Here is a 10,618-nt window from a genome sequence, read left to right as displayed (position 1 = left end):
TTGGCGGCCTGATCTGGCTGGATCACGGATGAGAGGTGGATGAAAGAGTGGTTCTGTGATGATTCTCCTATGTTTCTGATTATACTGGTTGTATGAAGCACTCTGAGATCGGCTTGCATTTACGAACCTACGAGGAGGAGGGAAAAAGCCACTCCCACGACCACCACCAACTGGTATTGCCGTTGGTGGGAACGTTATCTCTGTCAGTAGATGCCAAAGAAGGGAAGGTTGCGCAGCATCGAGCGGCAATCATTCCCGCAGGAATTGGCCATGGATATGCTGCGACTGACGATAATCGGTTTTTGGTTGCAGATGTTCCCGAAGGCTTGGCCCCGGCGCTAGACAAGCTACCTTGTTTCGTAGACCTCGATCCGGCATTGCTCCATTACGTCCAGTTCCTTCACGCACAGCTCCAACATGGGACTGAGTCGGATTTTACCCAGCATCAAATGCTGCTTCTGCTGATTCAGTTGCTTCAGGAGCGCCATGGAAGTCAGCTGAAGCTGGACCGCAGAGTCCTCGCCGCGAAACAATTGCTGGACGAACACTTCAGCCGACCGCTGTCCTTGGCTGAGGCGGCTGCAGTGGCACATCTGAGCATTCGGCAGTTGAACGATCTGTTTCGGCGCCAGGTCGGCATGACGCCGCATCAATACCTCACAGAGTTACGAATGAAAGAAGCTTGGCGGCTTCTGGAGCAGTCGGGGCTCAGCGTCCAGCGAGTTGCCGACGCTGTTGGCTATTCATCGTTATCGGCCTTTAGCGACAGGTTCAGAGCCCACTTTGGCAAAGCGCCCAGCCACTTCCGCCGTATTTCGAAATAGTTCCGCCAGGATTTGAAAGTTCCTACCCTTCGCACTGGATACCCTTCTGCAATCATTCACACATGAGAGTTTCGGGAGGGTTTCATGGCATCCGTTAACGCCGCAACCTGGATCGGGTCAATTTCGGTTCTGTTATGGGGCACTTTGGCATTGCTGACCAAGCTTTCCGGTGGTGAGATTCCTGAGTTCCAGCTTATGGCCATGACCTTCGGTATCGCTTTCCTGCTGATGTGCGGTCGTTGGGTCTTCTCGGGACATTCCGGTGTGCATTATTTACGGCAATCGCCGCTTGCATGGTGCATCGGCATCGTTGGCTTGTTCGGGTATCACTTTGCCTACTTCAAGGCCATGACACTGGCCCCGGCCGTTGATGTCAGCCTTCTGGCTTACCTATGGCCGCTGCTAATCGTCCTGCTGTCGGCCTTCCTGCCGGGCGAGAAACTACGAGGTCAGTACATCGTTGGGGCCCTGGTTGCCCTGGCAGGTTGTTGGTTGTTGATCAGCCGTAATGCCGATGGATTTTCCTGGGAGAACCTGCCGGGTTACATGGTGGCTCTGTCCTGTGCTCTGATCTGGTCATCTTATTCCGTTCTCAGCAGACTGGTTCGCTCGGTACCGACCGATGCGGTGGGCTGGTTCTGCGGTGTCACGGCTTTTCTGGCGTTGATTTGTCACCTTTTGTGGGAGGAAACAGTGTGGCCAGAAGGCGCACTTCAATGGATTGGCGTGGTGGGGCTCGGCCTCGGACCGGTGGGCATAGCATTCTTCACCTGGGACCATGGTGTAAAGCACGGAAACATCCAGTTACTGGGAACCCTGGCATACAGTGCGCCACTGATTTCAGTGATCCTGTTGATCATTGCCGGATTCGGCGAGGCTACAGTTGCCGTGTTGAGTGCCAGCATCCTGATCGTCATTGGTTCCTTGATCGCGGGTCGTGCGAAGAGCCAGAAGGTCGCCGAGCCAGATTTGTTAACAGACTAACTACGTCAAAGGAGCAGTGAGATGATTACCTGGGACGATTTCGAGAAGGTTGAACTACGGATCGGGACCATCATTGAAGTGATGGATTTTCCTGAAGCGCGCAAACCGGCTTATAAATTACGAGTGGATTTCGGGCCGGACATTGGTGTTCGTAAATCGAGTGCACAGATTACAAACCTCTATGGCAAGGAGGAGCTCATCGGCAAGCAGGTTCTGGCCGTCACCAATTTTCCGCCTAAACAGATCGGCCCTTTTCTGTCTGAGTGCCTGGTCACTGGCGTGCAGACGGCGAACGGCGCAGTTACTCTGGTAAGACCTGATGCCAAGGTGGATAACGGGGAACGCTTGTTCTGAGTTCCGGCGGCTTACACCTTCCTTCGATTCGCTGCTCCAAAATAGCCGCAAAGCTCCACGCAATCGTCTAAGGCAAATGTTCGCTTTGCGACCATTAAAGCTGCCCAAACTCCTAAACAAAAGCGAACACTCGAATCAGGGCTTGCTTCCGGAGCTTCCAGGCCCATCACATCCATTTGATCCAGTATGATTGGAGGAGCAAATCGCGGGCGCTCAATGATTACATGGCAGAGATGGCCATGCTTGGCTAAGCTATTGTTTCATTGATTTATGTGTGGCGTGATTGATGGTTTACCGGCAGTAATAATGACCCAGTCAAATTTCTTCAATGATAAAGCGCGCGGCCTAATTGCTGTTAACAATATGGAGATCAAGTGAGATACGTAGTATTCCTTGCCTTAGCCTTATACGCGGCCAGCTCGTTGGCTTTTGATAGTTTCAATAACGAATCTGATAGGGTTACGGATCAGATTAAATGTGCAAGTCCAAAAATAACCCCCGGAAGTGGTAGCTGGGGAGCTCTATACGGCTGTGTCGGCGGACAGTCAGAGACTGTTAAGTTTTTCATCAATGAAGATCCGAGCAACGGTCAGGTGAAAAATGTGAAGTTCCTATGGAACGATTGGACTCGAGATGGGGGGTATGGCAAACATGCGGATGAAGCCCTAGCCCGAGCATGGGTATCTGTATTGGGGGCAATGTATGCGCCTCGAAAAGTGGATCAGGTGCTTGACGCTTTTTTCAGCAGTACTGACACCTCAATTGATGGTGAGTCGCACCTTTTGAAGTATACCTACCGCTCAGGGTCCGGAATTGACGAACGTATGTTTATAGTCGTCGAGAAATAATTGTTAAAAAGTCGCTGTAGTACGCGGCCGATGTCCGCCGGACGCCCTTTCCATTGCGGCTACGCCTCCGCCTCCGTTACAAGGTCGCCGCTAAGCTCATTCGTTATGCCCTAGGTAGAAATCATGAACATGAGAGAATTTTCGGATAGAGTCGAATTGTCGGCTTATACCCTTCGTTACTACGAAAAAATAGGTTTACTTAAACATGTCCAAAGAAACACTAGTGGTCACAGAGTTTACTCAAAAAAGGATATTGATTGGGTAAAATTCATCAAACGCTTAAAAGATACAGGTATGCCTCTCGTAGAGATTCAGAAATATGCGTCTCTAAGGGAGTTGGGTACACAAACGGTACAAAAGCGGCAAGCTATTCTAGAAAAACATCAAAGAAATTTGATAGAGCATATCAGGCAGCAGAATGAGCACCTGAAGACCTTGGATGATAAAATTAATTTATACAAAAGCGGAGAAGTGAGTTGACTTAGAGTTAACTCTAAGTAGTAAGGTGTGCTGGTTTTATTTAAATAGGAGCGCACACAATGGGAAATGAACGTTTCGATAAAGGTTTCGAGTTACTATCAAAAATTGATGGTGAAGCCGGTCAAAAGGTTATCGATAGTCTAGAAGATATTTGTCCTGATTTAGGCAAATATACCATCGAATATCCGTTTGGAGATATCTATTCCCGCCCAGGTTTAGATTTGAAATCACGAGAATTGGCAACAGTTTCAGCCTTAACCGCAATGGGCAACTGCGTTCCACAATTGAAAGTGCATTTACATGCAGCACTTAATGTTGGTTGTACAGAGACGGAACTAAAAGAAGTCATTATCCAAATGTCAGTATATGCAGGTTTCCCAGCAGCACTAAATGGTATGTTTGCTCTCAAAGAGGTGCTCTCTGAACGGCGGGCATAACATGTCGCTCAAGTAGACGGTGGACTTCCCTTGGGCGGCGTTTTCTCCGTTTCGTAAAAGCAGCCGTTTATTGTTGGCGTTGGGGCTGTAGAAAAAAGTCACGAGATCTTCCTGACCCGAAATCGGTCAGTAAATGAACTAAAAAATGCGCCTATTCTTAAAACCTGGAGCATTCATCATCGAAAATACTCCCAGATTTTACGTAGGAGCACCATCGGAAAAAGGGGCGGGTTTATTTCTACAGCCTCGTTAGGTATCAAAAGAATTGTATGAAACACATAGGTATAGCGGCAGTAACAGCGGAAGGTGCTGCACTCGTATATAGGCGGATTTGCTCCTTTTCGACAACGCGCTTGGGCAAACATTGTCACCCTGAAATATCTCTTCATTCCTTTTCGTTCTCTGAACACGTCAACGCAGGCCCAAATAGACGGGAAAAGTGGGCTGAACTTATTGCCCAATCTGCAATGAAGTTACACAGGAGCGGCGCGGACTTTATGATTTGCCCATCTAATACACCGCATGATGTTTACAGCATAGTTGAGCCTTTGTTGCCTTTTCCCTGGCTTCACATTGCGTCGTCTGTCCGTAGGATGGCTGAGTCTAAGAATATCAATAGGGTTCTTTTGCTGGGAACAAGGTTTACAATTGAAGGTGATGTGTATGACAAGGAGTTTTCAGGTAGTGGTATTGAGCTGATGAGGCCAGACAATGACGAGGCAATTCAGATACATCAGTATATTACGGCGGAGCTGGTAAGTGGTTATGTCAGCAATCAATCCAAGCAGTTCTTCTTACAATTGCTCAAAAAATACGCCCTTGAAGGTGCCGGGGGAGTTATCCTTGGATGCACAGAGCTTCCGCTGGTTGTTACTAAAGAGAATTCCTACTTGCCAGTTCTTGATTCTACCATTGCCTTAGCAGATGCGGCTGTTGAGTATGCAATTGAGTAGCTCTCATCGAGCTGCTCATGAAGGCCTCCAGCGGCTACTGGGGGCGGGCCTTTGCCTAAACACGGCAGAAATTATCCATACAAGGCGACGTCTACTACATTGCGGCTTCGCCTCCATTCCGCAGCCGCGCATGCTGGCTGGCGTTGTGCTGCCAGGGGCTCACTGAAAGGAGCCATGGATGATCGTTCCTCTATTCCTTGATACAAATGATTGCCGGTATTTCTCAAAGGATGCTCGCCGCACCATCGGAGAGGTATGTGCCGATGCTGAACCAGAGATACGCTCTCTTCTTGGAGACTTACCTGAGAATATTGAATTGGCCTGTCAAACGGGGCCGTATGTTATCCCGGAAACGGGTGAGATGGGCGCGGCAATAGCACCAAACCGCATAGGTTGGACGGTTGATGATAGGCTGCCGGGGGGCGTAGCTACCATCGTCCGTACCCAATTACGTTTCACGTTGTTCCACGAACTCCACCACTTGGTAAGAGGGTGGGTCATGTATGGTAGGGCACCCCCCACTCCTTTATGGATGGGGTAGTGAGTGAGGGCCTTGCGACCGTGTTTGGACGTGATTTTGGCGGCCGCGAGGCGCCTTGGGGAAAACACCCTGAAGGCGTCGAGGATTGGGTGACTGAACTGCTAGAACTTCCAGTTTCTGCCCCTTACAACCAATGGTTGCCTTCCGCTTTAGTAATGAAGAGCGCGCTTGATCTTCTCGTTGGAAGTAACCAAATTGCGGCTAGGTCCGAGCTCCATTGCAAAGGCATCGTTGATAATGAAATTCAAGCACAGACGGAAGTCCTTTGGAGGCTTAAAATGGAACTCCATACAGGGCTGCTCGAAGGTGTTGAGGATCGTTTGCTGTCACTGAGGGCTTGGTGTACTTCCCAGGGGCAGTGGCTCCGCCTGCTGGAAACGCGTTTGTTGCTGGCGGTCGTGATGCTGCGCAGTGGCCGTCACCGGGAAGCAGTGAAGAAGTTCTGTGATGTGGGGAGCCTGTTAGTCAGGGAGCGCATGACCGGTGTGATGCTCGATCCGTTTCTGCTCTGGTTGCCCTTTTTGGACCAGCGCCTCCCGGAGGAGCTGCGTGCGGCCCTTGAACGGTTGCTGGAGCAAATACCAGAGACTGCCGGTCGGGTCTTGTCTTCTAAAGCAAGGCTGACAGCGCGGGAAAAGCAGGTGCTTCAGTTACTGGTTAAAGGAATGCGTAATCAGGTTATTGCTGATGAGCTGTCGGTTTCCATAACCACCGTGCGTAGCCACTTACAGAACATCTACAACAAATTGGGTGTTTCAAGTCGGGTTGGTGCGACGGCATGTGCCTTGGAGAAAGGGATCGTTTAATGCTTGCGACTTAAGGTAAACATGCAATGTTCTATGCAGGAAATTGCGCTCATACCATTGAGGTTTCACGTTGATGTTTTACATCGGGTGTTCTCACAGGGCTCTTCAGTCTTCAACCATAAATGATGTAAGGCAATCGGCAGGTTAGAAGTTTGGCGGCTTGCGTTAGAGCCGCGATAATGCACGCTCGAATAAACTACGTCACCATAAATTGTCTGGCGAAGCGGGGTTGTTCTTTTCTTGACTCGGTACTCTTTTCGCCCCGTAGCACTGTCCAGTACATAAGTAAGTCCGTTAGGCAGATCACAGATATTGCGCACATACCCCAACATGAGCGCGCGGTCTACTGCCCAAGCATAATCTTCTTTAACAAACCGGCTTATGCCCGCCTTACAGTAGGTACTGCCGATGGGGTGTGCAGAATCGATGGGTTTGCATTCGACTAGTATTGCTGCCATCGCATTGCTTCTGGTGACCAATTGACCCCGAAGCGGACGGAATGTGAGATCGGGCTGGCAATCGAGCCTGGTTCCTGTTCGATTTCGCAGGTTACCCTCTCGAACAGGGGTCTGAAAAAGTGAAAGCCCTTTAATAGACTCTGGATGATTGCTGGAAAGTTCATCCAGAATCATATAAAGACGCTCAGTGATGGTGTCTTCTTCTTCGCCGCAAATGGAGAATTGCCCTTCGGCGACGTCCTTAAGCAATTGACGCCAGGCGTGAGCGAGCGCATTTTGAATTACTTCCATTAAGAATACTGGAATTTTGCATGGACCTTCAGCGTCTGTGCCCAGCCCTGTCATCAATCCACGCATTGCTGACTGAGCTCCTCTAAACGCGCCCCGTATTCCCAGACCAGATCTGATGCAAGCAGGCGGGCTTGGCTTTGTGTCCAGTATCGATAACGGTTAAGGAGCCCAACTATCAAGCTGGGCTGCGTCGAACTTAGTAAAGTGATTCGGCTGACGCCGAGACTGCTTACTTGTTGGACCCAATTTTCAGGAAGCTCAAGTGGTGCTGATCTCCCCTCCAATTTGATGGAAATAAAGCGCCACGGGAGGGCTGCCTTGATATTATTTAAGAATTGCACTTGCACCTGATGGCCGCCCGCACCAAGCACCCCAGTCAGTTCTTTTTTCAAACAAGCGATGAAAGCCTGAGCCTGTTCCTCTTCGGTCTTCGCCAACCCTTTGTCGCGAGCTGATGCGTAGGGGGCGTTTACCATGAGAGTATCCGAAAGAACCTGTTGGTCGGTAGTCGACAAACCATAGAGCTGTCCAACGGTATAATCGAGCGACGACCAATCAGGATGGTTGTGGATCAAATTCTTTGCGCAAGTTTCTATGGACTGACGTTGATCTGACGACAGGCTCTCCGGTGGAATAAAGGGAAGACGGTTAATGTCCATTTTTTGCTGAACCTCGCGTTCAACACCGAACTCTCCGCTCGTCATCAGGGTTACGTATTCAAAAAGTTTACTGTGAAGCAAAACCAGCAAGTAATGGGTTAGAAACTCTGAGAGTGGGTGACCAGAAGTTGAGTATCCATAATAAGATTCAGAAAATGCCAAGTCGCTAAAACTTAACAACGCGCGTCCCCTAGCGCGATCTTCCCGCAACGTTTTTCTCACTAGCAATAGTGGTGCTTTATATATTTCAGGCATTCTGGGGCGATGCAACCCTTCCGGAACATAACGTTCAAGGGATTGACTCTCAACAAAAAAGGGATGCAAATTATAGTTCGCTTTGAGTGTGGGCTTATTTGCAAGGAAGCTATCATCCGATGCCCGATCAGCTACCCTAAAGCCCTGCCCTTCATAAAGGTTTGCATTTTGTTTCCAATAGCTGCCGATGGTCGATTGTGCTCGCAGCCTGATCTTTTTGATGATGGCTACATCCAGCACAGTGCCGCGATACAAGGTTTTTAGCGCAGCCGGATTGGCTTTGACCAGATCAAAAGCGACCGGAGTGGCATCACTAGCATCGACTCGCAACAGACCCTTACTGTTCAGGTTTGGTTCATAATGCGGACTAACGAAGATAAACCGATTATCTGGCTCTGGCAGCTCATTGTCGGCAAACAGTAGGCAGAACGGCTGATCTACACTTGGCCAGACCCGGGTTTGCCTCAGTGCAGCGCCATTCAGGATACCCGTTACTTTCAGGGCTTCGAATATCGCATTGCGAGCCGCAGTTCCTTTGTGAGATTGCTTGAACAGCCAGCGCCCTGCCAATGCCAAAGCAATGCGTCCACCGGGCTTGGCCCAAGCCATGGCTCCCCAAACAAAGGGCAAGTCGGGAACGCCATCTGGGTTTTGATAAGACTTAGCGATTTCATCCAGACCGCGTTGTGCAGCTACCTCTCTACACCGCTTGGTAAAAATCCGTTCAATGCTTCGGTACTCCTTGGTTAAACTGGTCCACGGCGGATTGCCAATGACGAGGTCAAAGGCATGCTGGTAGTGATCAAACACGTGATCACCCAAGCTGCCTGCCATAGGCACCAGCTTATTACTGTTAGATTCCGGGTCAGCAACGTTGATGAGAACACTGCTCTCAAGTTTCTTGAAACGCAGCTCTTCAAGTGGTGCGGGATGTGGATCAAGTTCAAGGGCCGTCAGGTATAGGGCTAATGCTGCAAGCGTGCGGGCATGGCTATTGGTATCGAAGCCAACCAGTTGTTCATGAAGCATGTCTCGAATTTGTTGGCGCGATGGTCGTTTACCAGTTTCGCGAAAGCGTAATTCCACTAACTTACGTAGTCCGGCGACTAGAAATACGCCGGCCCCGCAAGCAGGGTCCAGTAGCTTCGCGTTTGAGCCCTCCGGATGTGCGTGGAAGGCTTCTTCCACCATGTATTCGGCAATGTGATAGGGCGTGTAGTACACGCTCGTGGCGTGACGGGCGGATTGATCGAACTGATGAATCAGTTCTTCATAGGTTTCACTTAACAAACCAATTGGCAGGTGATCGAAATCAAGATCCCCCCAATCGAGCCGCTGTTGTGACGCGCCGGGTTCAATGGCGGTATCAAGGGTCATTATAGCGCTCAAAGGTTGAGTGACACTTGGCCCGTGTTGTTGAACTAATTGGCGGAAATAAACGGCGTAATCGGTAGCGGGGAGAGTTAGAAGGTCGCCATTGAAGGTTCTATCGAGCCAGTGATTAGTCTCTGCCAGTGCTACATCTGTGTCCATGCACTCTTTCAGTGAGTTGGCACTAGGAGCGATATCGGCCAAATTCTCGGGGAGCACAATCTTTCGACCTATCAAGTAGCGCAGAAACAGCGCTCTACCCGTGAGTGCAATTGCCTCGTGAGTTGATACGCCAAGATCGCGCAGCGCTTCGCCTGCATTGCTCATCAAATCGAGAAGGACATCACGCAGGCGCAGAGTAGCAGGCGCTACGAAGTCCTCACCCTGAGCAAGTCTGGGAAGAATGCTTGGTGCATCGTTGGAATCGCGAGAAAACCAGACTGGGGTCGCGTCTTCTGAGGGGCGCAGATCGGTGGCGTAAATATCCAGTCGTCCCGGTTTCAATATGCCCAACCAAGCCGGCTCGCCCCGCATGGCAAGAATTTTCTGGAGATCACGAACGGGTAACACGTCATCTCGAAAGTGAGTTTGGTCGACGACGTATAGCAGCGCCTGGACCTGATGTTCAACAACATAATCAACCAGTGGGCGTTCTCGATTCCGATATAGATCTGTATACCTCAGGCAACGAGCATCCAGGTTGTCGTGCAGATCCACACAGCTCTCGTTAGGTGCACCGAATTCCTGTAGCAAATTCATCTTTGCTGCCCTGATGCGATGTTTGTGATCAAGGGTAGCTCTCGTTGAGAACATTCGAGTCCCAGGTACCAATCGATACGCTCTCGCTCTTTGGACATATCGACAACCCAGCCCAGGCCGGTGGGATTCTGGCCTCGGAGCAAATAAACGGCTTCTCCCTCGTCCAGGTTTTCCTGTGGAATAAAAATTAACTCAGCTCCAGGAGCCTGACGTGGTGCGCTGACATAACGATGGACAGCGGCTGAGACCCGTTGGACATCTCTGCGTTTCATACCCAGGGTGTCCTCTAGTGTTTGCAGTGCCGCGAACGTAATTAAATCTGCCTTTGTGAAGCGTCGTGCGCTCCTTTCACGAGTTGGCCTGTCGCAAAATGGTGGCAGTTGCGCCCACATGTGAAGCCTTGACCGGCTTATTCCTCCTAAGGCGGCACAAACATCTTTGGCGGTGAACGACTTGATGGCAGGCATTTTTACGCTTTCTGTTTTAGAAGTAGAGCAAAACTGTTCAGATTATAGAACAGTTTCACTAAAGAAAACATGCTCAGAGCCTGCCAGACCTACTAACTGGGGAAGGTGAAGCGGATTTAGGGCTGTGTTGT

Annotated in this window: 10 protein-coding genes; 8 read left to right on the top strand and 2 right to left on the bottom strand. The window is 50.1% G+C overall.

Going from position 1 to position 10,618, the window contains the following annotated elements:
• The first annotated feature begins 92 nt into the window (after positions 1–92).
• The 8 genes from Q674_RS27525 (at position 93) to Q674_RS40675 (ending at position 6,227) form a co-directional block, all read left to right on the top strand.
• Complete coding sequence (locus Q674_RS27525; RefSeq protein ID WP_023008456.1) at positions 93–824, top strand: AraC family transcriptional regulator; 732 nt, start codon at positions 93–95, stop codon at positions 822–824.
• Between the two features lie 84 nt (positions 825–908).
• Entirely contained in the window at positions 909–1,808 is a 900-nt protein-coding gene (locus Q674_RS27520) for a DMT family transporter (RefSeq protein WP_023008455.1), read from the top strand.
• 21 nt (positions 1,809–1,829) lie between these two features.
• A complete protein-coding gene (locus Q674_RS27515; RefSeq protein WP_023008454.1) occupies positions 1,830–2,162 on the top strand; it encodes a tRNA-binding protein in 333 nt (110 codons plus the stop codon).
• 374 nt (positions 2,163–2,536) lie between these two features.
• Positions 2,537–3,010 carry a hypothetical protein gene (locus Q674_RS27510; RefSeq protein ID WP_023008453.1) on the top strand — a complete coding sequence of 158 codons (474 nt, stop codon included), beginning with the start codon at positions 2,537–2,539 and terminating at the stop codon, positions 3,008–3,010.
• Positions 3,011–3,133: 123 nt separating this feature from the next.
• Positions 3,134–3,490: a MerR family transcriptional regulator gene (locus Q674_RS27505; protein WP_031209955.1), complete on the top strand. Its 357-nt coding sequence runs from the start codon at positions 3,134–3,136 to the stop codon at positions 3,488–3,490.
• A 59-nt stretch (positions 3,491–3,549) separates the two neighbouring features.
• The gene (locus Q674_RS40845) at positions 3,550–3,927 is read left to right on the top strand and encodes a carboxymuconolactone decarboxylase family protein (protein WP_081698923.1); all 378 of its coding nucleotides are present in this window, start codon (positions 3,550–3,552) and stop codon (positions 3,925–3,927) included.
• A 269-nt stretch (positions 3,928–4,196) separates the two neighbouring features.
• Entirely contained in the window at positions 4,197–4,880 is a 684-nt protein-coding gene (locus tag Q674_RS0120670; RefSeq protein ID WP_031209954.1) for an aspartate/glutamate racemase family protein, read from the top strand.
• Positions 4,881–5,420: 540 nt separating this feature from the next.
• The gene (locus tag Q674_RS40675) at positions 5,421–6,227 is read left to right on the top strand and encodes a helix-turn-helix transcriptional regulator (RefSeq protein ID WP_023008448.1); all 807 of its coding nucleotides are present in this window, start codon (positions 5,421–5,423) and stop codon (positions 6,225–6,227) included.
• A gap of 65 nt (positions 6,228–6,292) precedes the next feature.
• Here Q674_RS40675 and Q674_RS41065 read toward each other — a convergent pair whose 3' ends face one another.
• Both Q674_RS41065 and Q674_RS27490 read right to left on the bottom strand, forming a co-directional pair.
• On the bottom strand, positions 6,293–7,042 hold the full coding sequence (locus Q674_RS41065; RefSeq protein ID WP_152526055.1) for a hypothetical protein: 750 nt from the start codon (positions 7,040–7,042) through the stop codon (positions 6,293–6,295).
• Positions 7,030–9,978, bottom strand: coding sequence for a class I SAM-dependent DNA methyltransferase (locus tag Q674_RS27490; protein WP_227501196.1), 2,949 nt, complete (start codon positions 9,976–9,978; stop codon positions 7,030–7,032). The genes Q674_RS41065 and Q674_RS27490 overlap by 13 nt, the downstream gene beginning before the upstream one ends.
• Positions 9,979–10,618 lie beyond the last annotated feature (640 nt).

The organism is Marinobacter sp. EVN1, assembly GCF_000475375.1.
GTDB lineage: Bacteria > Pseudomonadota > Gammaproteobacteria > Pseudomonadales > Oleiphilaceae > Marinobacter > Marinobacter nauticus.
The sequence above is the reverse complement of the archived record's forward strand: the minus strand, read 5'-3'. Positions and strand labels throughout refer to the sequence as shown.

What these genes read in the sequence shown, in the direction of transcription:
- Q674_RS27525 (WP_023008456.1), top strand. Translation starts at nt 93, where the DNA reads ATGAAGCACTCTGAGATCGGCTTGCATTTACGAACCTACGAGGAGGAG.
- Q674_RS27520 (WP_023008455.1), top strand. Translation starts at nt 909, where the DNA reads ATGGCATCCGTTAACGCCGCAACCTGGATCGGGTCAATTTCGGTTCTG.
- Q674_RS27515 (WP_023008454.1), top strand. Translation starts at nt 1,830, where the DNA reads ATGATTACCTGGGACGATTTCGAGAAGGTTGAACTACGGATCGGGACC.
- Q674_RS27505 (WP_031209955.1), top strand. Translation starts at nt 3,134, where the DNA reads ATGAACATGAGAGAATTTTCGGATAGAGTCGAATTGTCGGCTTATACC.
- Q674_RS40845 (WP_081698923.1), top strand. Translation starts at nt 3,550, where the DNA reads ATGGGAAATGAACGTTTCGATAAAGGTTTCGAGTTACTATCAAAAATT.
- Q674_RS0120670 (WP_031209954.1), top strand. Translation starts at nt 4,197, where the DNA reads ATGAAACACATAGGTATAGCGGCAGTAACAGCGGAAGGTGCTGCACTC.
- Q674_RS41065 (WP_152526055.1), bottom strand. Translation starts at nt 7,042, where the DNA reads ATGCGTGGATTGATGACAGGGCTGGGCACAGACGCTGAAGGTCCATGC.